Origin of the sequence: Rhodococcus sp. GA1, from assembly GCF_024321955.1 — a bacterium.
Taxonomy (GTDB): Bacteria; Actinomycetota; Actinomycetes; order Mycobacteriales; family Mycobacteriaceae; genus Rhodococcus; species Rhodococcus pyridinivorans.
In genome coordinates, this window is record NZ_CP097186.1 from 73,771 (window position 1) to 97,418 (window position 23,648).

At 68.1% G+C, this 23,648-nt stretch carries 24 protein-coding genes; 13 read left to right on the top strand and 11 right to left on the bottom strand.

Features of this window, described 5'->3' with window-relative positions:
• Window positions 1-4 precede the first annotated feature (4 nt).
• The 7 genes from M3330_RS00375 (at window position 5) to M3330_RS00405 (ending at window position 6,615) form a co-directional block, all read left to right on the top strand.
• Window positions 5-913 carry an energy-coupling factor ABC transporter permease gene (locus M3330_RS00375; protein ID WP_231911942.1) on the top strand — a complete coding sequence of 303 codons (909 nt, stop codon included), beginning with the start codon at window positions 5-7 and terminating at the stop codon, window positions 911-913.
• Window positions 914-1,132: 219 nt separating this feature from the next.
• The gene (locus M3330_RS00380) at window positions 1,133-1,888 is read left to right on the top strand and encodes a VCBS repeat-containing protein (RefSeq protein WP_024100926.1); all 756 of its coding nucleotides are present in this window, start codon (window positions 1,133-1,135) and stop codon (window positions 1,886-1,888) included.
• 40 nt (window positions 1,889-1,928) lie between these two features.
• Window positions 1,929-2,246, top strand: coding sequence for a nucleotide exchange factor GrpE (gene grpE, locus M3330_RS00385; RefSeq protein WP_024100925.1), 318 nt, complete (start codon window positions 1,929-1,931; stop codon window positions 2,244-2,246).
• Between the two features lie 103 nt (window positions 2,247-2,349).
• Window positions 2,350-4,176: an Hsp70 family protein gene (locus M3330_RS00390; protein ID WP_041803690.1), complete on the top strand. Its 1,827-nt coding sequence runs from the start codon at window positions 2,350-2,352 to the stop codon at window positions 4,174-4,176.
• A 43-nt stretch (window positions 4,177-4,219) separates the two neighbouring features.
• A complete protein-coding gene (locus M3330_RS00395; RefSeq protein WP_255026616.1) occupies window positions 4,220-5,512 on the top strand; it encodes a hypothetical protein in 1,293 nt (430 codons plus the stop codon).
• A gap of 105 nt (window positions 5,513-5,617) precedes the next feature.
• Window positions 5,618-6,163, top strand: a complete 546-nt coding sequence (locus M3330_RS00400; protein WP_024100922.1) for an RNA polymerase sigma factor — start codon at window positions 5,618-5,620, stop codon at window positions 6,161-6,163.
• A gap of 89 nt (window positions 6,164-6,252) precedes the next feature.
• The gene (locus tag M3330_RS00405) at window positions 6,253-6,615 is read left to right on the top strand and encodes a hypothetical protein (RefSeq protein ID WP_255026617.1); all 363 of its coding nucleotides are present in this window, start codon (window positions 6,253-6,255) and stop codon (window positions 6,613-6,615) included.
• 13 nt (window positions 6,616-6,628) lie between these two features.
• Here M3330_RS00405 and M3330_RS00410 read toward each other — a convergent pair whose 3' ends face one another.
• Window positions 6,629-8,071 (bottom strand): GTPase, encoded by a 1,443-nt coding sequence (locus tag M3330_RS00410; RefSeq protein WP_255026629.1) that lies wholly within the window; start codon window positions 8,069-8,071, stop codon window positions 6,629-6,631.
• Window positions 8,068-9,840, bottom strand: coding sequence for a dynamin family protein (locus tag M3330_RS00415; protein ID WP_255026631.1), 1,773 nt, complete (start codon window positions 9,838-9,840; stop codon window positions 8,068-8,070). Before M3330_RS00415 ends, M3330_RS00410 begins: the two co-directional genes overlap by 4 nt.
• Window positions 9,841-9,978: 138 nt before the next feature.
• Here M3330_RS00415 and M3330_RS00420 point away from each other — a divergent pair, with 138 nt between their 5' ends.
• A complete protein-coding gene (locus M3330_RS00420; RefSeq protein ID WP_024100918.1) occupies window positions 9,979-10,683 on the top strand; it encodes a DUF899 family protein in 705 nt (234 codons plus the stop codon).
• 69 nt (window positions 10,684-10,752) lie between these two features.
• Here the strand turns inward: M3330_RS00420 and M3330_RS00425 are convergent, their stop codons facing one another.
• From M3330_RS00425 to M3330_RS00440, 4 genes are all read right to left on the bottom strand, one after another.
• A complete protein-coding gene (locus M3330_RS00425) occupies window positions 10,753-11,304 on the bottom strand; it encodes a dihydrofolate reductase family protein (RefSeq protein WP_255026634.1) in 552 nt (183 codons plus the stop codon).
• A 58-nt stretch (window positions 11,305-11,362) separates the two neighbouring features.
• Window positions 11,363-12,166, bottom strand: coding sequence for a glycoside hydrolase family 19 protein (locus M3330_RS00430; RefSeq protein ID WP_255026636.1), 804 nt, complete (start codon window positions 12,164-12,166; stop codon window positions 11,363-11,365).
• Window positions 12,167-12,892: 726 nt separating this feature from the next.
• Window positions 12,893-13,873 (bottom strand): ribosome small subunit-dependent GTPase A, encoded by a 981-nt coding sequence (gene rsgA / locus M3330_RS00435; RefSeq protein ID WP_255026638.1) that lies wholly within the window; start codon window positions 13,871-13,873, stop codon window positions 12,893-12,895.
• Window positions 13,874-13,973: 100 nt separating this feature from the next.
• Window positions 13,974-14,639, bottom strand: a complete 666-nt coding sequence (locus M3330_RS00440; RefSeq protein ID WP_255026640.1) for a class I SAM-dependent methyltransferase — start codon at window positions 14,637-14,639, stop codon at window positions 13,974-13,976.
• 129 nt (window positions 14,640-14,768) lie between these two features.
• Here M3330_RS00440 and M3330_RS00445 point away from each other — a divergent pair, with 129 nt between their 5' ends.
• Window positions 14,769-16,076, top strand: coding sequence for an alpha-hydroxy-acid oxidizing protein (locus M3330_RS00445; protein ID WP_255026642.1), 1,308 nt, complete (start codon window positions 14,769-14,771; stop codon window positions 16,074-16,076).
• A gap of 7 nt (window positions 16,077-16,083) precedes the next feature.
• Here M3330_RS00445 and M3330_RS00450 read toward each other — a convergent pair whose 3' ends face one another.
• The 3 genes from M3330_RS00450 to M3330_RS00460 form a co-directional block, all read right to left on the bottom strand.
• Window positions 16,084-16,680 carry an oxygenase MpaB family protein gene (locus M3330_RS00450; protein WP_369683111.1) on the bottom strand — a complete coding sequence of 199 codons (597 nt, stop codon included), beginning with the start codon at window positions 16,678-16,680 and terminating at the stop codon, window positions 16,084-16,086.
• Window positions 16,681-16,831: 151 nt separating this feature from the next.
• Complete coding sequence (locus M3330_RS00455) at window positions 16,832-17,668, bottom strand: hypothetical protein (RefSeq protein ID WP_071934967.1); 837 nt, start codon at window positions 17,666-17,668, stop codon at window positions 16,832-16,834.
• Entirely contained in the window at window positions 17,665-18,504 is an 840-nt protein-coding gene (locus M3330_RS00460) for a MerR family DNA-binding transcriptional regulator (protein WP_071934966.1), read from the bottom strand. Before M3330_RS00460 ends, M3330_RS00455 begins: the two co-directional genes overlap by 4 nt.
• 140 nt (window positions 18,505-18,644) lie before the next feature.
• Here M3330_RS00460 and M3330_RS00465 point away from each other — a divergent pair, with 140 nt between their 5' ends.
• A complete protein-coding gene (locus M3330_RS00465) occupies window positions 18,645-19,616 on the top strand; it encodes a pirin family protein (protein ID WP_255026646.1) in 972 nt (323 codons plus the stop codon).
• Between the two features lie 161 nt (window positions 19,617-19,777).
• Here M3330_RS00465 and M3330_RS00470 read toward each other — a convergent pair whose 3' ends face one another.
• Window positions 19,778-20,182, bottom strand: coding sequence for a DUF1304 domain-containing protein (locus M3330_RS00470; RefSeq protein ID WP_255026648.1), 405 nt, complete (start codon window positions 20,180-20,182; stop codon window positions 19,778-19,780).
• The gene (locus M3330_RS00475; RefSeq protein ID WP_255026651.1) at window positions 20,179-20,637 is read right to left on the bottom strand and encodes a hypothetical protein; all 459 of its coding nucleotides are present in this window, start codon (window positions 20,635-20,637) and stop codon (window positions 20,179-20,181) included. The genes M3330_RS00470 and M3330_RS00475 overlap by 4 nt, the downstream gene beginning before the upstream one ends.
• 88 nt (window positions 20,638-20,725) lie before the next feature.
• Here M3330_RS00475 and M3330_RS00480 point away from each other — a divergent pair, with 88 nt between their 5' ends.
• The 3 genes from M3330_RS00480 (at window position 20,726) to M3330_RS00490 (ending at window position 23,595) form a co-directional block, all read left to right on the top strand.
• The gene (locus tag M3330_RS00480; protein WP_019289384.1) at window positions 20,726-21,814 is read left to right on the top strand and encodes a helix-turn-helix transcriptional regulator; all 1,089 of its coding nucleotides are present in this window, start codon (window positions 20,726-20,728) and stop codon (window positions 21,812-21,814) included.
• A gap of 187 nt (window positions 21,815-22,001) precedes the next feature.
• Window positions 22,002-22,991 (top strand): nitronate monooxygenase family protein, encoded by a 990-nt coding sequence (locus tag M3330_RS00485; protein ID WP_024100901.1) that lies wholly within the window; start codon window positions 22,002-22,004, stop codon window positions 22,989-22,991.
• A 19-nt stretch (window positions 22,992-23,010) separates the two neighbouring features.
• A complete protein-coding gene (locus M3330_RS00490; RefSeq protein ID WP_006552020.1) occupies window positions 23,011-23,595 on the top strand; it encodes a PadR family transcriptional regulator in 585 nt (194 codons plus the stop codon).
• The last annotated feature ends 53 nt before the right edge of the window (window positions 23,596-23,648 follow it).

Here is a 23,648-nt window from a genome sequence, read left to right on the forward strand (position 1 = left end):
CCCCATGAGCGCCACCGCGCCCGCCGCGGCGATCGCCACCGGTGCGGTCGTCCTCGCCGCCACCGCCGGGCGGCCGCGCATCACGATCCGGGACACCCTTCTCGCCGGAACGACCGCAGGGATGATCTTCGGCGCTCAGATGGTCAACTACCCCATTGCCGGCGGCATCAGCGGCCATCTCATCGGCGGCGCTCTCGCGACCGCGCTCCTCGGGCCCCGGCTCGCGCTTCTCGCGATGACCGCGGTCGTCGGTGTGCAGGCATTGCTGTTCGGGGACGGCGGGATCAACGCCCTCGGGGTGAACGTGCTGCTGATGGCGGTGCTGCCCGTCCTCGTCACCGCCGGTGTCCGCACGGGCGCCGAGCGACTCGGCCTCGGGAAGCTCACGCGGACCACCGCGATTGTCAGCGCCGGTCTGTCCGTGCCGGTGAGCGCCGCGGTTCTCGGAGTCGCGTACTCGGCGACCACCGGAACCGGCGCCGCAGCAGCATTGATCGGCGATCTGATCGCGGTCCACCTGGCCATCGGTCTCGGTGAAGCCCTCATCACGGCTGCCGTGCTGAGCGCCGTGATGGCGTTCGCGCCCGGCGTCGCCGCGTGGGACGCACGGTCCTCCGTCACTCCTGTTGTCGTTCGACGGGGTCTCGCCGCGATCGGCGGCCTGGGCGTGGTCAGCGCCTGTGCGCTGGCTCTGGTTGCGTCCGGCAGCCCGGACGGTCTCGAGCACATCGTCGGTGCCTATTCGCTGCCGGTCGGTGACGCCGCCTTCGCCGGCCTTCCCGGCCTCGCCGACTACGGCACGCTCAGCGGCACCGAATTCCTCGCGGCACTGGCCGGTCTCGCCACCACCGCGGTGATCGGCGCCGCCCTCGCCACGATGGGCCGCCGCACGCCGGTCCGTCAGAGCGCGTAACGGTCCTCTCGGAACCCTTCGAGCGGTGCGGTCGCTGATGCGGCCGCACCGTTCGGCGTTCCACGACCGCCACGTCCGTTGATCGTCTGCAGCGCCGTGACCTGGCGTTTCCACCGCCGATCAGGAATCTCGGAAATTTTTCGATTCGGTGGGAACCTTTCCGCCTCCCGGTCCCTCTTACCTGTGTCAGTCACCGAGACACCGAAAGAGGCACCGACCATGGCTACCAACTCCTTCCCCGGCAGCAGCTCCTCGAACGCCGACCGTGCCGCATCGCAGTCCACCGCAAGCGACCGCGCGGACTCGTCGTACGGCTCGCAGTCCTCCTACGACGGCAACTCCTCCTACGGTTCGTCCTCGGCCGACCAGTCGGGATCGACGAGCTACGAGTCCTACGAGCGTTACGAGCGGTACGACAGCTCCGGCTCCTCGAGCTCGGACTCGTCCTACGGCTCGGCGAGCAATTCGGGTGCGTCGAGCTCCGCCGGATCGGCCTCCTCGGCTTCCGATCGCGCCGCCGCGGAGAACGCCGAGTCCACCTCGACCGTGACCTCCGGATCCGCCTCCACCGAGCCGGTCGTGCTCGACGAGTACACCCTCGGTGACGGCACCCGCGTTGCCGACGTCGACATGGACGGCGACGGTCAGGTCGATCTGTCGCTGGTGGACTACGACGGCGACGGCCGGACCGACGCGCAGATCAGCGACTCCGACGGCGATGGCAACGCCGACCTGATCGAGTTCGACCGCGACGGCGACGGCTACATCGACGCCGCCGCCGGTGATCTCGACGGTGACGGCCGGCTCGATCTGGCCGTCTTCGACGAGGACGGTGACGGCGAGGTCGATGTGGTGGTGGACCTGCACTCCGGAGCGGTGGACTACGACGGCGACGGCATCGCCGACGACTACGTCGACGTCTCGGCCTTCGACAACGGTTCCGAGTCGACCGACGCCGGTTCCGATCTGGTCTGAGGCCCACTCCGACCGGTCCGAGACGAAGGGCAAGCAGGTGATGTCACCGCAGATGCGTGAGCGGATCGACGAACTGATCGCGGCGGCGGACGTCGCGGCGGACGGGCCCGAGCGCGCCGCCGCGACCGCACGACTCGCCGATCTGGGAGTCGAACGTCTGGCCGTCGCGCCCGGGACACGGTTCGATCCGAGCCGTCACCGTGCAGTGGCGGTGACGCCGGCAGCGGCACCGGCGGAGGAGAACCTGGTCGTCGCGATGATCCGGCCCGGCTGGTGTCACGAGGGGCAGATCCTGCGCTATGTCGAGGTGCGGGTGCAGGTTCCGCCGGCGCAGTGCCCCACTCCGGGGGCGTCGTGACACCCGCCACCGGGCGACGACCGTTCGCCGCTATAGAGTCCGCGACGGTCATCGCACCGTCCATGCAGGTTTTGTGGGTTCGCATTCGAGAGGCACGATCGAGATGAGCTGGGTTCTGGCGGTCGATTTCGGCACGTCCAACACGTCGGCGGCACACCGGATCGGCCCGGACCGGGTCGAATCACTGCCGCTGACCCACACCTCCAACCTCATGCCGTCCTCGGTGTACGTCGACCACACCGGGGCGATCACCACCGGCGACGTGGCCATCAACCAGGCCACCGTGGATCCGGCCGGCTTCGTCGCCTACCCCAAGACCCACGTGGCCGTCGGGTCGGTGATGGTCCGCGGCCAGGACGTCCCCGTCGCCCACACCATCGCCTCGGTCCTGCGCACCGTCTACAACCAGGCGCTCCCCCGGCACAACAACCACCCTCCGGCGGAGGTCGTGCTCACCCACCCCGAGGCCTGGTCCCAGCGCGAACTCGACGTGCTGCGGCACGCCGCGTCCCTGGCCGGTCTCGGCGGCAGCGTCTCGCTGATCTCCGAACCCCGCGCCGCCGCGTTCTACTATTCACGTCAGCACGATGCGAAGATCGTCAAGGGCTCGACGATCGCGGTGTTCGACTTCGGCGGCGGCACCCTCGACATCGCCGTACTCACCGCGACGAGCGAATGGACCTTCGAGGTCGTCCGGGCCGGCGGCGACAACACCCTCGGCGGCAAGAACCTCGACGCCACCGTCGCCCGCTGGGTCGACGAACGCCTGCGCGACGACGATCCGGATCTCGCGGCGTGGTTGCGCACCCCGGACGGGCTCGATGCCCGACGCACCCTCGACGATCAGATCCGCCGCGCCAAGGAACTGCTCTCCGAACATCCCTCGGCGACGATCCGGGTCACCGGCAACGGCGCGGATCTGACCTTCACCATCACCCGCGACGAGTTCGAGCAGCTCATCGAACCGCAGATCACCCGTGGCGTGCAGCTCGCCGCCCAGGTGCTGCGCGATGCCGGGGTGGACCGGTCGAGTCTGCAGGCGCTGTATCTGACCGGCGGCTCCTCACGGATCCCGTACGTGCATCGGCGGCTGTCCGAACTCGGACCCATCGCCACCCTCGACGACCCGAAGACCGTCGTGGCCAAGGGCGCGGCCGGGTTCGTCGCCGGCGGACGCACCACCGAACCCGCCGCGGACCTCGACACCGAGGTGCTGCGACCGGATGCTCCCAGCCCCGCAGCACCGCGAGCCGGTGTTCCGCGCCCGGGTACCCCGGCGGCACAACCGAACCCGGCACCGGCGCGCGACGTGGAGCGGTCACGACCGTCTCGGCCCCTGCTCATCGCCGGAGGCGCCGTGCTGGCGGTGCTCGTCGCCGCCGGGGCGGTCTTCGGCCTGACCCGTGGGGACGCGGACGACGGAGCGTCGGCCGGCGCCGCGGCCGCCCCCGCTGTGGCCGAGGACAGGTCGGACACCGGCGCACCGCCCCCGGCGACGTCGGATTCGGTCTATCGCAGCGAAAGCACCGACGAGGTGGTGGAACTGCTGCCGACCAAGTTGCTCACCGGGTCGAGTTCGTGCGAGAAGTCCGGCTTCTCCTCGGAAGGTGCCATGCAGGTCCGGTGCCAGATCAGCCCCAATTCCAACCTCGGGAAGGCGCTGGGCATGGAGCCCACCGACTACGAATCCGTGTCGGCGTACCGGGACGATCAGTACGCACGCTCGAACTTCATCCGGCTCCGCGACGCCAAGAACGACAACACCAGGATCGTCTCGGCGGACGGCACGCGCATCGCCGACTACGACCACCCGCCGGGCGGCAACTCGTACTTCACCGTCATCGACAAGTCCACCGGCCTCGTCGCGCAGTTCTCGACGACGACGGAGCGCGGCGAAGCACTGCTCGCCGAACTCGGTTGGAACGCCTGACCTGCCTTTCTCCCATACCTTCCTCTTCAGGAGTCCTCTTCTCATGCACATCCCTCGAACAGGCCGTCTCGCCCTGGCCCTGGCGGCCGTCACCGTCGTCACCGTGGCCGGTTGCGCGTCCGACAGCGACGCCACCGTCGTCGACGAGACCACCACGACCGAACAGACCTCTGCCGGTGTCGATCTCGACTCGCTCGATACCGGCGACTACAACACCCAGCCGCGCGATTTCGTCGCGCTGGGCATGGCGGCCGAGGACTTCGGTCCTGCGGTGGAAGGCCAGCGACTCGCCGAGTTCGTCATCCACCCGCACACAATCGACCCGGCCCTCACCGTCGGCGGATCGACCAACGGGGTGTTCCTCGGCGGCACGGGCAACATCTTCTCCGACAGCGAGAACGAGATCCTGAAAGAATTCTCGATCATCAATGCCTTCACCAGCTTCCGGAGCACCGACGACGACAGCCGCGAGTTCGGTGTCAGTGTCTGGCGATTCCCCACCCCCGAGGACGCCGCCGGCGCCGCGCAGGCCCTGTACGAGTACAAGCTCGCACCCGCGGACGGTCCGTTCGCCACCGGTCCGGAAACCCCGATATCGCTGCCGGCACTGCCCGACACACTGGCCACCACCTACTCCTGGCCGGAACTGGCCACCACCTCCCTGAGCACGCTCACCACACGCGGCATGTTCGTCGTCTACACCTACAGCGGCGACGACAGCGATGGGATCGAGTGGATCACCGATACCGCGACGCGCGGCGTGCAGCAGCAGATCGAACTGCTCGACCGGTTCCCGGCCACCCCCACCGACGAGATCGCCTCGCTGCCCATCGATCTGGACAAGGTGATGGCTCGGGCCGTGGGATTCGTCGACAGCGAGTACTCGCGTAACTCCGACATGGCGGTCTACGGACCCGACGGCTGGTTGCACTACGACTCCGCTCCGGCCGACACCGAGGTGGTGTTCGAACAGACCGGCACCGACCGTGTCGCGAAGGTCAACAGCGTCGTCTATCGCACCGCCGGCCCGGACGAGGCCGAGGTCCTGAAGGACGCGTTCGTTGCACACACGGCGGAGACCTATCCGGACCTCGTCGAGGATCCCTCGCTGACGCAAAGCCTCCCGAACACCACCTGTTGGTCGGGCGACGTCGCCGAGGGCCGAGCCGCCGCGTGCCTGATGACCTACGGCCGCTACATGGCCGAACTGTCCGGCTTCCGCTCGATCGGCAACGAGAACCCCGATTCCGACACCCTGCGCACCGTGCCGCAGCGCGTCGCGACGCAGTACGTCAAGTTCGTCCGCGCCGAGGAGATGGGCCTGGGCGAGAACTGACCTCCCTCGCGGTCCGGTGACCGTCGGTGCGCGCCACCGATGACGGTCACCGGACCGCTGCGCGACGCGGCCGGGTAGGTTACTCCGCGTACAGATGGGGGTGCCATGAACGAGACCGAGTTGATCGAGCGGTGCCGGTCCGGCGACCGGGCCGCGTTCGCCGCACTGGTGGAACCGTCGCGCACCCAGGTGTGGGCGGTATGTGTGCAGATCACCGGTAACCGCCACGACGCCGAGGACGCCCTGCAGGACGCCCTGATCGCCGCCTGGCAGAACCTCGACAAGTTCCGGGGCACCTCCCGGTTCGGCTCCTGGCTCTATCGCATCGCGAGCAACGCCGCGCTGGCGATCGTACGCAAGCGCCGCGAGATCCCCGACGACGAGATCGACCTCGGTCGGGCCTCCACGGTGCCGGGACCGGCCGATCGCGTCGTCGACACCGACGCGGTGCGTCACGCCCTCGCTCAACTCCCGGAACAGTTCCGGGTCGCGGTGGTGCTCCGCGAATACGCCCAGATGAGTTACGCCGAGATCGCCGAGCATCAGAACGTGCCGGTCGCGACGGTCAAGACCCGCATCAACCGGGGGCGAGCACAACTCGTCGAACTGCTCGATCCCACCCGCCTCGATCCCGCCGGTCTCGATCCCTGACCGGTAGATTGGGACGAGGCAGGAACATTCCGGGGCCCACACGACTCCAACCTGACGACGACGGACAACGGGGGAAGAAGGAAGAGCCCATGACAAGCGATGAGACCGATCCGCTGCCCTCACTGGGGGAGCTGCTCGGTATCGATGTGCTCGCCGACCTACCGGAACTGCCCGATCAGGTCTGGGAGCGCGCGCTCGACATCGCCACCGACCCCGGCACTGCCGCGGTCGATATCTCGTTGGTCCCGGACGACGACGAGATCGTTCCGGAGACGGTCACCGTCGACTCTGTCGACCTCGATCCTGCCCTCGACCCCGATGCCGACCTCGACAGCGCTGGTGGAATCGACCTCGGCCTTGTCGACGACGACAACGGCGAGGCTTCATCCGACGACGAGGCGGCCTCGTTCGGCTTCACCGACAACGTCGACGAGCCCGATCTCGGCGCGTAACCCGCCGACCGGGTCAGTGTCCGCGGACGATCACCGTATAGGCGTGCGTAAGCGCTGTCAGCGCCGTGTCCTCCGCCGCCGACCGCGTCGACACGCTCTGCGCCTGCACCGCGACAAGCTTCTGTTGCGCCATCGCTCGGATCTGCTCGGGTGACGCCGTCGGCTCCAGCCCCAACGCCTCGGCGATCGTGCCGCCGCGCAGCACCTGGACCAGTTCGTCGACCGCCGGGGCGCTCGGGTCGGCCTGCAGCAGAGATCGCAACGCCCGCAACAACTCCACCGGCACCAGCGCCGGGTCAGTGCGCAGCGCCGAGACGATCTGCCGGATGGCGTCGCGCGCCGGATGCGAATAGACGAGGGCGTCGAGTTCGGCGAGGATCCGGCCGGCGCGGTGCAGCACCGCGAAGCGACGCAACGACTGTTCGAGCACCGCTCGCAGCGGATGGACGCCGGACACCCCGGACAACCACTGGTTGACCTGGTGCGCCCCACCCGTTGCCTGCGCGCGGGCGTGCACGAGCCCGTACTCCCCGATCAGCTCCAGCAGTCGCCACACCTGATCGCGCGGCACCGGCAGCGCGGCGGGATCCGCGTCGAGCAGATCGAACAACTCCAGCGGGGCCAGTGGGGCGAGCGCCACGAGCGCGTGGGCGTCGGCGTCGGTGAACGCACCGGTGTGGGAGGTCTGCGCGAGCAACCCGGCGACCGGCACCACCGTGCCGACCTGTCCCGCCAACCGCCGCGCAAGCACGTTCGCATGTTCGGCGGCGTGTCCGAGCGGATCGCGGTTGCCGAGCACCCCGCGGCCGAAACCGTCTGCGCGCGAGAGCACTCCGAGTGTGTTCAGCGGAATGAAGCCGAGGCGCTGCAGGAATTCGACCTCGTCGGTGCGCGGCATCGAGTCGAACAGGAACACCGCCGCGTCGGCGTCGACGGACGCCGAGCGGGTCTGCTCGAACCCGTCGATCAATGCGCGCTCGGTGGCGGCGGCATTGGTGACGGTCAGCGTCGCCAGGCCGGGGGTGTCGACGAGGGTGATCGTGCTCAGCGCATGGGAGGGCAGGTAGCGGTGCACGTACGCGACCTGCTCCGGCGGGACGCCGAGGTCGACGGTGGTGCCGAGTGCCAGCGGCACGGGTCGGCGGGTGCCATCGGTGGACACCACGTCGGCGCGGGAGGGCGCACCGTTCTCGTAGACGGTGACGACATTGGTGGCCTCGAGCGCCGCGGTCTCGGCGACCGGCGCGCCGATCAGCGCGTTCACCAGGGTGGATTTGCCGGCCTTGAGCCGCCCGACGACGACGATGCGCGGCGGTGACCACAGGATCGCGCCGATACGGTTGGCGTGTGCGACGAGATCACCGCCGAGCGCGGCAAGTTGGTGCAGGGCCGCGTCGATGCGCTGGTGCACCGGATCGGGTGCCCCGGTCTGCGGTGGGATGTGCGGGGCGCTCATGTGGCACCTCCCCTCAGAGCCGTATCGATCGGGGTGATGCGGGCGCGGGTGATGCGCAGGTTCTTCTCCAGTCGTTCGATGTTCGCGGTGCGGGTCGCGGCGTCCGCCTGCGCGGCGCGCTTGGCCTCGTCGATACGCTTCTGCAACTCGGTGATCCGGTCCTGGAGGTGTTTGCGGCGACGCAGCACGATCTCCGGGCGGGTGGTGGCCATCGCGGCCTCGAGCATGCGGGTGGTGACGGTCCGCACGGTCGCGAGGGTCTCGCGCAGCCAGGTCAGCAGGTTCGTCTTGCCGGTGCGCATCGCCTTGAACCCGAGATTGATCGCCACCCAGGCGACGCCGGCGATGGCACCGGCCCCGATCACCGCGCCGAGCATGGTGGTGCCGATCATGCCCATCGTCAGCACGCTCGGATCCAGCAGCCCTTGGCGTTTCGAGCCCACCTCCCCGGTCACCAATGGATCGGTCTGCAGCGCCTCGAGGGTGATCTCGCGGATGTGCTCCCACTGCTGCGGGTCGTCGAACAGGTCGGTGACGATCTTCTCGAGGTCGTCGAGGAACACCTGCGCGGTGGTGGCCATCGCGTCGAGCAGGTCGGCCTGGATCTGGGCGGTGAACACCTGCGGGGAGCGCCGCAGCACCTGCATCGACGACTTGTTGATGCGCGTCGTCCAGTCCTCGCGCACGCGGGCGAGCTCCTCGTCGAGACGGGTGATCGCCCGTTGCCGCGCGAGAGTGAGGTCGCGCTGCAGGTGCTGTTCCCATTGCTGCGCCTCGTCCTTGAGGCCCTCGAGCCGTTCCATCTCGGCGGTCAGGTCCGGGATCGCGGATTCGCCGTCGCGGACGACGGAGAGTTCGTCGCTGATTCCGGTTTCGATGCGGCGCAACCCGTCGAGGGCGACGCGCAGCGCGTCGGCTTCGGGACGGTGCCGTGCGGCGGCGACCCGCTCGTCGAGCATCCCCCACAGTCCGGGGAGCCCGGAGCAGGCGAGGCTGCGCTCGCGCACCGGGGAGCGTGGTAGGGCGGTCGCGGCCAGGGCACGCACGCTCGAGACGGCGACGACGGGGATGTCGCGGCCGACGTGTTCCGCGACGGCGCGGCGGTTCTCCGCGACGATCTGTTCCCCGCGGGTGAGGTTCTTGTCGGTCTTGGTGACCACCACCAGCACGTTCTCCACCCCGGTGGCGCTCTCGCGCAGGAACCGCATCTCCGGTTCGGTCAGAGGGGTCGACGCGTCGCACACCAGCACGAGCACGGCGGCCCGATCGGCGGAGTGAGCGGCCATCGCGGCGTGCCGGGGGTCGAGGCCGCCGATGCCGGGAGTGTCGACGACCGACGCGTTCGTGAGCTTGTCCGAGGCGATCGGCACGACCGCCGCGACCGGCAGCGCCTCGACGGTCGGGTCCTGGACGTAGCGGCCGCCGGTGGTGATCCACTCCCCCAGCTCGGCGTGGTCGATGCGCCGGCGCCCGTCGGGGAACACCAATTCGGCGGTGCCCTCCGGGAAATCGTCGGTGGCGGTGACGAAACGGGTTGCGACGGCGGTCGAGCGCTCGACGTCGTCGAGAGCGGCGCCGTCGCGGCCGATGAGAGCGCTGACCAGCAGACTCTTGCCGCGCTTGATCTCCCCCACCACCACGATCGACGCCGGCCGGCCGGTGTCGGCGAGTTTGCGTTCGGCGCGGTCGGCGACCTCGTCGTGCTTGTAGGCGCGCAGCACCTTGCACGCGCCGGCGATCAGGTCGGCCACAGACGGATCAGGAGACACGCGACGACACTACATACCGGCCGGTACGGGGGGCGTGCTCCACTCCGGCGTTCGGACTCGTGGCCGCGCCCACGATGATTTCCGGCTCCTGCCCCGGTCAACATTCGTGAACGGATCCGTCCGACTCCGGGAGACGTCATGACCCAGCAGACCACCCGCGCCCTTCCTCCGATCGTCGACGAGCAGACATGGCGGTCGGCGCTCGACGACCTACGGCGACGGGAGAAGGCCGCCACTCGCGAACTCGACGCCATCGCAGCGCAGCGCCGCCGGCTGCCGATGATCGAACTACCCGACTACACGCTGATCGGCGCCGACGGTCCGATCCGGCTCGTCGATGTGTTCCAGGGCCGCTCGCAGCTCATCACCTATCACCACATGTGGTCCGACGGTGCCGAATGGCAGTGCGGTGGATGCACGAGTCTCACGACGCAGTGGACCCGACTCGGCATCCTCGACAACTACGACGCCCGCATGGTCATCGTCACCAACGGGCCGATCGACGAAGCCCTCGCCTACAAGGCGAAGGTGGGCAACACGATGGAGTGGTACTCGTCGTCGGAGAGTTCGTTCGGTGCCGACGTCGACGCACCTCCCGGTGGAGGGTTCGCGGTCAACGTGTTCCTTCGCGACGGCGACAAGGTCTACCGCACCTGGCACACCACCGGCCGCGGAACCGAACAGCTCAGCTACACCTTCGCCCTGATCGACCTTCTTCCGTGGGGTCGTCAGGAGGAATGGCAGGATTCGCCCGAGGGCTGGCCGCAGTCGCCGACCTATTCGGGGTGGCTCGATTCACCCGACGTGGCGCGGCTCTACGGCCCGGGCACCGGCGCGCAGTGAAGGCGGGTGACATGGCGGACGCGACCCCGTCACGCGCCTGGTAGATGAGAACCGGTGTGTCACAGGAATTCAGTCGGCAAGGTAGCGCAACATCACTGCGGTGGCGAAGTGACGTGTCTCGACCAGGCGCAGATCCACGCGCTTCTCCAGGGGCGGGAACATCGGTGTGCCACCACCGAGCAGGACGGGTGAGACGAACACCTGGTACTCGTCGATGAGACCGTGTGGGATCAGCGACGCGGCGAGGTTCGCCCCACCGACCTCCATGACGCCGTCTCCCTCGGCCTTGAGTCTGCGCACCTCCTCCACCGCGTCGTCGCTGACGAGGCGACTGTTCCAGTGGACCTCGGTGAGGTTGCGGGAGAAGACGACCTTGGGCGTGGTCGTCCACAACTCGGCGAAGTCGCGTTCGATGGGCGAGGCGTCGTCGGGCAGGTGCGGCCAGTACTCGGCCATCAGCTCGTACATCCGCCGGCCGTGCAGCGAGAGCTCGAGCTGACGGAACCGGTCGTTGTGGAACTGGTGCAGTTCGTCGTCGGGGTCGGTCCAGTCGATGTTGCCGTCGCGGTCGTTGATGTAACCGTCGAGGGACACGCCGAAGTCGTAGATCAGTTTTCTCATGCTCCGATAGACCGTCGGCGGGCCCCGAACTCATCGGCCCGGTGCGAACGTGTCGCGCTTACGGCTGGAGCAGCACGTCCAGGCCACGCTTGAAGTCGTCGATGCGGCGACCGAGAGCGTGGTGACCGCCGTTGACGAGCTCGGACACCCGGACGATCCCCGCGGTGTCCGCGACCTCGTTGAGGTTGCGCGACGTCCAGTACCAGGCAGCGGTGGTGAAGGCATTCTCCGGCGCAGCGAGCAGCTCGGGGTGCGCGACGAAGTCGACGCCGATGTGCTCGCTGACCTTCTCGTAGTTGTGGCGACCCGTGATCTGGATCGCGCCGCGACCCTTGTAGCGCTCACCGTCGCCGGGATGGGTGTTGCCGAGATCGGCACGACCCTCGTAGGCGCGACCGGACGCGTACTCCTCGAAGGTGCGGAAGGAGTCCGATTCGACGGCCAGCTGGGCGATGAACGCCGCTTGACGGACCGGATTGTCGATGCCGCTGCGCGCCATCGCCTCGTTCAGCGGCGCGATGAACTGCTCGACCTTCTCCGCCGGGATGCCCGGCACGATGCGGGTCAGTTCCTCGGGTGTGACGGCGGGCGGCGCGGGAGTCGTCTCGGCGACGAGTTCGACCACCTCGGTCGCCTCTGCGGAGTCGGCCTCCTCGTCGTCCGTCACGGTCCAGCCGTCGGCGGCCAGGGCGTCGAAGTCGAGCGCCCGGAGCAGGTCGCGGGGCTCCTGGAAACGGGTCTGGGTGGGGGCGGTGGGTGCGGTGTCGGCATGGGCGGCGGAGGTACCGACGCCGAGCGCGGCGGTGAGGACGGCCGCCGCGGCGACCGCGGCACGGAAACGGCGCAATGATGAAACGGACAAGGGTCGTGCTCCAAGATTCGCCGAAGCTGGTTCGGCCTTCGAACGGGGCCGCGGGCATCACCGGCGGGATCGTTACCACCGCACGGAGGGCCAACACGCGACCATCAGGTCACAACCAGGTAACGTCGCAGGTCGAGAGGTTTTCAAGCGATCGTGGCCGACGCCATCTGAACCCGAGAAAGTGATGCGCGCCATACTCGAAAGTCGATCATTGCGGCGCCCGCATTCGGCCGGCCCAGCGAGAACCCGTCGCCACAGCACCCGGCCGATCCCGTCCCTCGTCCACCGAGGATCGCTGCGATCTCATCGAATTAGTTGTGCAGCAATACCTTCGAGGACACGACGGCACGCGCCGAAGGTTTGTCCCACAGATGATCGAATCGAGGCCGCGATGGGTCGCCCCCTCGAGAACAGACCGGTTCGGTTCGACCCAGGAGAAGTACACCCCCGAGCTGGGTCGTAATCATTTCGTGTCCGACGACACACCTCGATAACGCGCAGCTGCACGCCCGCCGAGACCGTCCGCGTTCACAATGCGACGGACGCGAGCAGGAAGTACCGACCGGCATGTTCGCGCAGGTCGAAGGCCCCGACCATTCGGTCGGGTCTTCCATGATCAGCGCGTCGAAACGGGGTCGACGCGGCGTGTTGCAGTAGCGAGCCCCGGTTCACCGCGCGAACTACGCGGAGGAGTACCGACCGCCCTGTATGCCGCGCCGAAAACCCTCAGCGGTCGCGGTAGTACGCCCGGATCGCGCGGCTCATCACCTTGATCTCCCGGGTCCGCTCGTGCCGCAATCGGGCATCGGACCGCGCCGCGATCCATTCGTTCTCACGCCGCAGTTTGCGATGACTCTCCACTCGCCGGGCATCGAGGTCGCCGCGGTCGACGGCGGCACGAACCGCGCATCCCGGTTCGGTCTCATGCGCACAGTCCGCGAAGCGGCAGTACCGCACAAGCTCGTCGATCTCGGGAAAGGCGGAAGCGATGCCGGCACCGGCGTCCCACATCCCGACGCCCCGTAACCCCGGAGTGTCGATGAGGGTCACGCCCCCACCCAGAGGGAACATCTCCCGCTCGGTCGTGGTGTGCCGTCCCTTGCCGTCCGCCTGCCGAACCGGTGCCGTCGCCTGGATGTCGCGACCGCACAGCGCGTTGACCAGTGTCGACTTCCCGGCGCCGGACGCTCCGACGAACACGACGGTGCCGTGGAGCAGCGTGCGCAGTTCGCTCAATCCGGATCGGTCCGGTGCGCAGACCTCGACCACGCTCGCTCCGGGTGCGACCACGGCGACCTGCTCGAATACCGCTTCGGTCGCGAGGTCGACCTTCGTCAGGGCGACCACCGGTTGCGCGCCGCTGTCCCAGGCCAGCGCCAGCAGACGTTCCATGCGACCGACATCGAGGGTGTCGGATGCGACCGTGACCACGACGGTGTCGGCGTTGGTGGCGAGAACCTGCTCCTCCGAACGACCCGACGCGTCAGCACGACGGATCGCGCCGGTACGCGGCAGCACCGCACAGACCCTGCCGGTCATATCGCCTTCGGTGGCCGGTTCGCGCACGATCACCCAGTCGCCGGTGCCGACCCTCACGACCCGGCCGGGGGATCCCTGGACGTCGTTGTCCGCGAACCGTTCCGCGATCTGCTCGGACCAGCCGTACTCGACCAGCGGATCGGTTCCGGGTGGGACATCGGGGTGCACGGTGACTCCTGGATCATGACGAGGCGCGGGTGGTCCGCTCCGACAGATCCGGTGGTGAACTGCGCACCCCGGCAATGCAATCGAATTTCCGCGTGCACCCTCAATCGCGGTGGGCCGACAGCAGCCAGGCCGGGAGCATCGAACGGCCCTTGTCGTCGCGTTGCCACGCGGCAGCCTCTTCGTCGCCGAGAAATGCGTGGATGAAGGCCGGCCGCACGTCGTCGACGGTCCAGAACTCGGCAACCACGTCGCGTAGCTCGTCGTCCGTCACGGGATTGGGTCCCTGGCCCTCTTCGGGGAAGGCGTCCTTCGAAAAGGCAAGGACGAAGAAGGACGCGTTCGGAGCAGCGGCACGGGTGACGGCGCTCAGGTAGGCACGGCGCCGGTCCACGGGCAGCGAATGGAACAGGGTGCTGTCGACGATCGTCGCGAACCGGCCGTCGAAACCCGTGAACGAGCTGATGTCGGCCACCTGGAAGGTCGCGGTCGTCAGGCCCCGCTCCGCCGCCGCGGCCCGAGCGGCCTCGATGGCTGTGGGCGACAGGTCGAGACCGACCACGGTGTATCCCTGTGCCGCCAGACGGAGGGAGGTCTCGGCATGCCCACAGCCTGCGTCCAGCACGTCGCTGCGGAATCCGCCCTCGTCGATCAATCGGGCGATCTCGGGTTGGGGTTCGCCGATGTTCCAGGGTACGGGGCCCGAAAACCCTTCGGCGACGCCCCGGTAGATGTCGTCCCACGGTGTAACCTGGCCGTCCTCGGTCATGGATCCGACGGTACGCCCGCCGCCGAATCCACCGCACCGATTCCGAATTCGGCACCGGTAATCGGTTCACTCGGCCGGGTTCGTGAGGAAGGATCGACAAGCGCCACCGTTCGAGAGGGGAACTCACTCGTGACCGAAACCGCCGCATCTGCACCCGCCGGCCCCGGCCGCGAACGTCAGGGGGTCGTGTACCGCAACGGCGCGCTGGGCCGGCGTCCGGCCGTCCCGACGTCCTTCGGCGACCTCGAACACGCCGCGCGACGCGCGAGTTCGAAGCGGGCCTGGGCGTATGTCGCGGGCGGCGCCGGCGAGGGACGCACGATGCGCAACAATCGGCGTGCGTTCGACCGATGGGCGATCGTCCCGCGCATGGCCCACGGAGTCACCGAACGCGACCTGAGTACGACCGTGGCAGGCACGTCGCTGTCCTCACCGTTGTTGCTGGCACCGATCGGCGCGGGAGCATTGATGGCCGCGGACAGCGACCTGGCGATAGCGCGGGCGGCCGCCGCGACCGGCGTGCCGTACATCTTCTCCAATCAAGGGTGCAATTCCATGGAGGACTGCGCTGCCGCAATGGGCTCTGCGTCCCGCTGGTTCCAGCTGTACTGGAGTTCCGACGAGGATCTCGTCGACAGCCTGCTGCGGCGGGCCGAAGCGGCGGGCGCCGAGGCCGTCGTCGTCACCCTCGACACGACGATGCTGGGATGGCGTCCGCAGGACCTGAATCTCGGGTCGTTGCCGTTCGCACGCGGCGAGGGCATCGCCCAGTACACCTCGGATCCCCGCTTCCTCGACATCGTCCGGCAGCGGCTCGACGCCGCCCGCGACACGCTGACGGAGCGACCCGATGTCACGTTCGGCGCGATCCGCACACTGCTGTCGATGACCCGCAACCATCCGGGTCGATTCCTCGACAATCTCCGCTCCCCCGTGCCGCGCGCCGCCGCGGAGACCTTCCTCGACATCTACTCCAATCCGGGACTGAGCTGGGAGCATCTGGCGACGTTGCGGGATCGGACGCGACTTCCCATCGTACTCAAGGGAATTCTGCATCCGGACGACGCGCGTCGCGCCGTCGACCTCGACGTCGACGCCCTCGTCGTGTCGAACCACGGTGGACGTCAGGTCGACGGATCGATCGCCTCACTCGATGCTCTGCTCGACATCCGTGCCGCGATCGGCCGGGAGCCGACCGTGTTGCTGGACAGCGGGATCCGAAGCGGTGCCGATGTCTTCGTCGCGCTCGCGCTCGGCGCGGACGCCGTACTCCTCGGCCGGCCCTACATGTACGGACTGGCGATCGCGGGTCGGCAGGGCGTCGAGGAGGTGGTCCGCAACGTGATCGCCGAGTTCGACCTCACCATGGCATTGACCGGTGCCCGTTCGGCCGCCGATATCGACGAACGGTTCGTCCGGCCGAATCCCTCCTTCTGAAACAGGGTCAGGCCTTGCGCGCACGCACCTTGCGGTACGGGGTCTCGTCGATGCGCGTGGTGATCTCGGCGACCATCCTGTCGTACGACTCGTTCTTGCGGGCGATGCCGATGAGTCGCTTGGTGGTGCGCGCGGCGGCGCCCAGGTTCATCGGGCGGCCCTCGATGCCGCACATCAGGCGCGCCCACTCCGGCAGCAGCGACAACATGTCGTCCTGCACGACGACGAAGGTGAACACCTTCACCGGATTGCCCCACAGGTTCGGCTTCCGGAGCGCGTGCGTCACCTCGGCGGCGGCGAGCGACAGCGACAACCAGTGGCGCTGCTCGTCGACGTACGCCTCGAGGTCGGCGCGGGTGGCGGGAAGACGGGCCGGGTCTGCGCCGACGAGCTCTGCGGCGATGTGCTGTTCGACGACGAACTTGTCCTGTTCGGCGGGGGTCAGGTCGAGGCCGAAAGCCTCCGCACCACGCAGCAGCGCGAACGCGAGAACGTTGTGAGTCCAGTCGATCCACACGGGCTCGTCTGCGCGCAACGTCGTGCCGATGTGCAGCCGGTACTTCACGGTGTTGCGGTGGAGGACGAGTTCCTCGGAGGTCTGCACATAACTTCCGCCGGTTCGCAGGAACACCCCCGTCGTGTCCCGTAACCGCTCCGCGGCCGGGCTGTCGATCGCGAGCCGGCCGGCGTATCGGCGACAAACGCGTGGTCGTCGCGAAGTCACTTGCCAGCACCGCGATTTCACCCTCGTCTCGTCAGGCGAGGAGCGCGGCGTCGAGCACTCGGCGCGCCGCTGCGGGATCGTCGACATGGATCGCGAACCGGCTCACGAGCGCTGGACGGCGGCGATGTTCGAAGAAGGCCGGCAAGAGGGCCTCGACGGGTTCCGCGAGGACGAGATCGAGATTGGTGCCGTCGGGTCCGGGTAGGAACAGCACCTCACCGTCCACGCTCGTCTCCGTCGGCTGGAAGCGATGGCGCGGGATGCATCGCTGCAGGTTGTCGACGTCGATATGGGCCACGACCTGATGTCCGGAGCGCAGGACCAGGCCGTCCCGCGTCAGAAGATGCGGGTTGACGACACGATCCGCGAGCCACCCCACGAGAGGAAGAAGCGAGTACACCGACACGATCAGCAACGTCCAGCGCAGCCATTCCCAGGGCACGAGTATGTGGACCACCGCGATCTCGATGACCGAGGCCACGAGCCACGCGATCGGCACGCTCATCGTGCCTCGGGTGTAGCCGATCGTCGTCACGTCAGGTCCGACGCCGATGCGACGCCGTCGTATCAGGAACCACAGTGCGCGGTAGCTTCTCAACTCTGCGCGGATCACGGTCGCGGGCACGCGACCGACGAGTTCGTCGAGCACCCCCGCCCACGGTGTTCCGGATCGGCGCAGGACTCGGACGCGGAGTGCGCCGACGATCAGCACCAGGATCCCGAGAGATAGCTCGAATGCGAGCCAGACCTTCAGCGCGGCCGCCGGTGTGAGGACGCCCAGTGCAGCGAGGGCGGCGTTCGTACATGCCACCACCACGGTGAAGACGAGGGCGGTTCGGTGGGCGAGCCGGACGGTGCGCTCGGTCATGCCTGCGATCCGTCCTGCTGCGGTCCCGAGTGCGCGGCAACGCGCCGGACGAACCCGATTGCGACGGCCTGCTGTGCCGGGTCCGGAAGGAACTCGGCGAGCACATCGGTGTTCGACTCGAGGGCCGTTGCCGCCTCGGACGCCCACGAGCCGAGCACCTCCCCCATGATCGGTATGTCGTCGAGCAGCGCGGTCATGCCGTCGATGACGGCGGTGATCTCGCCGGCCGCCGCGGTGGGATCCTGCCCGGCGAGCGCACCGAAGCGTCGGTAGACGGCGACCATGGCGTGCCGTTGTTCGGGGTCGTCGAGCAGGGTTCGCAGGGCGTCGAGATACTCCGGTGATGCCTGCCCGGTGAGGGCGAGCATCTCCCAGCTGTCGCGTTCGCGTACGAACAGAGTCCGGGTGTGCGGGTCATCCTCACCGTCGATGAGCTCGTCGAACGCGTCGACGATCGGCGCGGGCAAGGGCGAGAGCCGATCGCCGGCGCGGTGACGCTCGAGAATCGCGGCGAGTGCATCGCGCTTGACCTGCAGGGTCCGGATCTGGGCATCCGCCGCCTCGAGGAGCGATTCGAGGTCTGCGGTGAGATCGGATTCGGCATCGCGGTCGTCGCCATCGGTGAAGTGGCCACCGAGGACGGTCGCCACCGAACCGAGCGGGACACCCGACTGGGCGAGCCAGCGGATGCGCAGTAGGCGCACCAGGTCGGCGAGTTCGTAGTCCCGGTATCCGTTGGGTGTCCGTGAGGGTTCGGGCATGAGCCCGAGCCGGTGATAGTGCCGGACGGCGCGAACGGTGGTTCCTGCGGCCTGGGCCAAGTCACTGATCCTCATGGCTTCAGCATCGACCCTGACGCTACGTCAGGGTCAAGTCGTGGATGCGCCACACGTCGGGTGGGAACAACTCGAGGAGGACGGCGGTTGAGTGCAGTAAGATAGTTGAAAAATCAACTACATGACCGAGAGGGGTTACCGTGCCCGCCGTAACCGTCGACAACGTTCTCGCTCTTCCCCGCGTCGAAGAGCCCGTACCCGACGCGCTCTCGCGTCCCGTCCTGTCGGTGACCACCGCTCCGCGCGGCTTCGAAGGCGAAGGCTTCCCCGTCCGCCGTGCATTCGCGGGCATCGAAACGAAGTACCTCGACCCGTTCATCCACATGGATCAGATGGGCGAAGTGAACTACGCACCCGGCGAACCGAAAGGCACGCCCTGGCATCCGCACCGCGGCTTCGAGACCGTCACCTACATGATCGACGGCATCATGCAGCACCGCGACTCCCACGGAGGCGGCGGCATCATCGGTGGCGGCGACACCCAGTGGATGACCGCGGGCAGCGGCATCCTGCACATCGAAGCACCACCGGAACACCTGGTGGTCAGCGGCGGACTGTTCCACGGCGTGCAGCTGTGGGTGAACCTGCCCAAGGCCGAGAAGTTCGTCGCCCCGCGGTATCAGGACATCGGCGGCGGCGAGGTCGTCCTGCTGTCCTCGGCCGACGGCGGCGCGCTCATCCGGGTGATCGCCGGAGAACTCGACGGGCACCGTGGCCCCGGTTCGACGCACACGCCGATCACCCTGCTGCACGCGACCGTGGCGCCGGGAGCGAGCGTCACCCTGCCGTGGAACCCCGAATTCAACGCCCTGACATACGTGCTCGCCGGTGATGGCGCGGTCGGACCGGAACACCGTCCGATCCGCACCGGACAGACGGCCGTCTTCGGCAGGGGTGAGAGCCTGACGATCTCTGCTGCCGCGACGCAGGATTCGCGCACCGACGCCCTCGAGGTGTTCGTGCTCGGCGGCAAGCCGATTCGTGAACGCGTTGTCATGGCCGGTCCGTTCGTCATGAACACCCGCGCCGAGATCATCGAGGCGATGGAGGACTTCCAGGCCGGGCGATTCGGTTCCATTCCCGCCGTGCGCCCCTCGGACGAAAATGCCTAGATGGGTAGTTGCGTTAGGGTGGCTTCGACCCCGGAGATCGGGGTTGAAGCCACCCAAGTCGGCTACCGTGCACCGGGTTCACCCTCACGCATGCCACGAATCCGGTGTTCCCGACCGCGCTGAGCGAGGTCGAGAACACCAAATCGTCGGCCGCGCCGCTTCTACGCCAGCGCCAACGCTACGAGCGCGATCAGCGACGGCACGCTCTGACACAGCGACCCCACCACCCCGGTACCTCGTGGACGGCTCATCGCCATCCGGTCCGAGGCGAACAATGCCATGCCGGCCAGGAACATGAACACGCACGTGTAGACGACGAGGGTGCGGCCCGGGGTTTCGTGCCCGGTCCACCACAGGATCATGCCGGCGAGCGCTCCGGATCCGAGGAAGAGGTTGTAGAAGCCGACGTTGAACGCCCACATCCGCACCGGTGGAACATCCGCAGCGGGGACGCGGAACACGCCCCGGTGGATGCTCGGACGGCGAAACAGGATCGTCTCCCACACGAAGACCATCAGGTGCACCGCGGCAGCGACCAGGGCCGCGAGTTGCGCAACGACGATCATGGCGAGACCTCCTCGGCGAATCGGATTCCGTAACGGGTGGCAATCTGCCCGAACCTGCTCATCAGTGCATCCTCGGGCAGGTGCTCCTCCCCCAGCGCGTCGAGGTCGGTGAAGAAACCGCTCATCCCGGTCCCGGAGCAGACGAGGAGAAAGGCCGCGTCGTCGGTGAGCACCGAGAAGCTGTTCATCGTTCCCGCCGCGATGGTGAGCGTGTCACCGGCGGCGAGTTCGCAGCCCTCGCCGTCGAGGAGGACGAGGATCCGGCCGCGCAGCAGGTGGTAGGTCTTGGGCCAAGGCTCGGAGTGCAGGGGCGGTGGGCTGCCGCAGGGGGCCTCGACCAGCATGAGCTCGTAGGCGTCGCCGGTGTGTTCACCGGACGACAGGACGGTGACGACGGCGTCCGGCATCGACAATCGCCTGCCCGTACCGGCCCGTTCGAGATGAATCGTGGACACATCTGCGACGCTAGGGGCCCGGAAGCAGCCGAACCATCCCCTGAATCGGGGATGCTCCCGTCTCCCGGATCCGGCGCATACTGGGCTCATGCTCGAAGTGCGGGCGGAGCGGCTACGCCGCGAGATCCTGGAGTTCGCGGGCACCGGCGTCGGCGTCACCGCACTGCACCAACGTGCCATCGAACTGGTCGATCGCACCGTACGCAGCGACTTGACGTGCTGGGCACTGTTCGATCCCCTGACCCTGGCGTTCGGTTCGATGACCAGTGGGCGCAACCGCATTCCCGGTGAGTACGAGCCACTGCTCGCGGAATCGGAATGCGGTGGACACGATCCCGCAACCTTCGCAGACATCGCCCGCAGTGGACGAACAGTGGTGCGGGCCTCGGATCTACCGTCGACCGAAGTCGCCCACAGCCTCCGGAACGCTGCGGTATGGCGTCCACTCGGACTCGACCGCGAGGTGCGAGTCGTCTTCACAGTGGACGGGTTGTGTTGGGGGGCGGCGGGTTTCGTCCGCTCGGGTCCGGACTTCACGGATCGGGAACTGGAGTTCCTGACAATGACCGCACCGGCGGTGGCGGTTGCGACCCGGGTGGCCGCCGTCCATACCCTGCACGCACGCCCCGGAGCCGATCCCGGTCCTGCCGTGATCGTGACGGATCCCGCGGGTGAGCCGGTCGCATCGACGGTCGCGGCGCGGATCTGGGAGGATCGGCTCGCCGGTCCGGTGCGACTGGCGCTGCTGTTGCGGGCGGCAACGTTCGGGGCTCGGGCGAGTACGACCGGGGTGTTCCGGGCACGTATCCGCAACGACGGCGGAGGCTGGATCGTCGTCCGTGCGGCGCCGTTGAGCGCCGACGGCGACGAGGCCCGCACGGCGGTCACGATCGAACCCGCGGCCGACAGTGAACTCACAGACATGCTGTTCGCCGCGTACGCGCTGACCGCCCGCGAGTGCGAAGTGTGCACCGACGTGCTGAACGGACTGTCGACGGCCGAGATCGCTCGGCACCGGGGCATCACGCCGAACACGGTGCACGACCATCTCAAATCCGTCTATGCGAAGACAGGGGCGGGTAGTCGCGCGGAACTCGTCGCTCGGTTGGCCGGCCGGCAGATGCCCCGACCGTCCCTGTCGCCCCCATACACGCCGACGATCAGGTCCGCGCACTGAGCGATCACGCTCACTACACATTGAGCGGGGTTGCTCGTTGTATGCCACAGTGCCACTCGGTGCATGCAGCTGCCACGCCCGAAATCCCTCTGTTCCAGAGCAGGTGACGTCGGCCCGTTGTTTTTTGCACCTTGTTGCACATAGTCTGGAGTGAGAGGGACCGCCCTAGACGAAGAAGGAACACACCATGACGCTGCCACCGATCCTGTCCGGCCCGCTGAGCCTGCCCCTGGTCGCTTCCCCGATGTTCATCGTGTCGGGACCGGAACTGGTGTCCGCCCAGTGCCAGGCCGGAGTCGTCGGGTCGTTCCCGGCACTCAACGCCCGTCCCCAGTCGATGCTTGTCGACTGGCTGCAGCAGATCACCGAGAGCAACGCCGACTACGCGGTGCGCCACCCCGAGGAGTACGTCGCGCCGTTCGCCGTCAACCAGATCGTGCACCGCTCCAACGAGCGACTCGAGCAGGACCTCGAGGTGATCGTCGAGCATCGGGTCCCCATTGTGATCACCTCGCTCGGCGCCCGAGAGGAAGTCAACGAGGCTGTTCACTCCTACGGCGGCATCGTCCTCCACGACGTGATCTCGAACGAGTTCGCGCACAAGGCAATCGACAAGGGCGCGGACGGCATCGTCGCCGTCGCCGCAGGCGCCGGCGGCCACGCCGGGACGCAGTCACCGTTCGCATTGCTCCAGGAGATCCGCCGGTGGTTCGACGGCCCCCTGCTGCTGTCCGGCTCCATCGCCCACGGCCGCTCGATCCTCGCTGCCCAGGCCGCCGGTGCCGACCTCGCCTACGCCGGCACAGCCTTCCTCGCCACCGAGGAGGCCCGCAGCGCCGACGACTACAAGAACATGATCGTCGACAGCACCGCCAAGGACATCGTCTACAGCAACCTGTTCACCGGCGTGCACGGCAACTACCTGCGGGGAAGCATCGTCGCCGCCGGACTCGACCCCGACGACCTCCCCGAGTCCGATCCGTCCGCCATGAACTTCGGGTCCGGTGGCAACACCGGCGCCAAGGCCTGGCGCGACATCTGGGGCGCCGGCCAGGGCCTCGGCGCGATCGAGTCCGTCGTCCCCGCCCGCGAGCTCGTCCAACGACTCCGCGACGAGTACGAGCTGGCGTGGACGTCCCTCGAACGACGCCGAGTCGCCATGATCGACGCCGGATAGCGTGACCTAGGCTGACGCGGTGTCTCTCAGGTTCGCCATCCTCACCGCACTGGTCGAGCGCGACAGCACCGGACTGGAACTGACGCGGCGCTTCGACCGGTCGATCGGGTACTTCTGGCCCGCGACCCACCAGCAGATCTACCGAGAACTGGACCGGATGCGGGCGGGCGACCTGATCCGTGAAGTCCCGACGGACGGAAAACCCGGTCGCGGTCAGCCCCGACGTTTCACCATCACAGCGGACGGTCGCCGACTGCTGCGCGGCTGGATCTCCGAGATCGAGGATCCGGACGTGGTGCGCTCCGGTGTCTCCGTGCGCCTGCGCGCGGCCGCGGCGCTCGACGATCCCGACGCCGCGCGTCCCGCGCTGGAACATCAACGCGCCTACCGGACGGCGATGCTCGAGCAGTATCGCGCCATCGAGCAACGCGACTTCGTCGAGGTCCGGGGCGACGCGCGGAGCACCCTGCAACATCTCGTGCTCCGCCTCGGCATCCTCCTCGAAGAAACGTGGCTGACCTGGCTGGACGAGGCGCTCGACACGATCGACCGGCTCGACCCGACACCGGATTCCTCCGCCGACCGCAGCGGAACGGTCCCGTAGACCGGAACACGAGAACCGGGCCGAGGCGTACCACGCGAGGGAGGTCGGCTTGT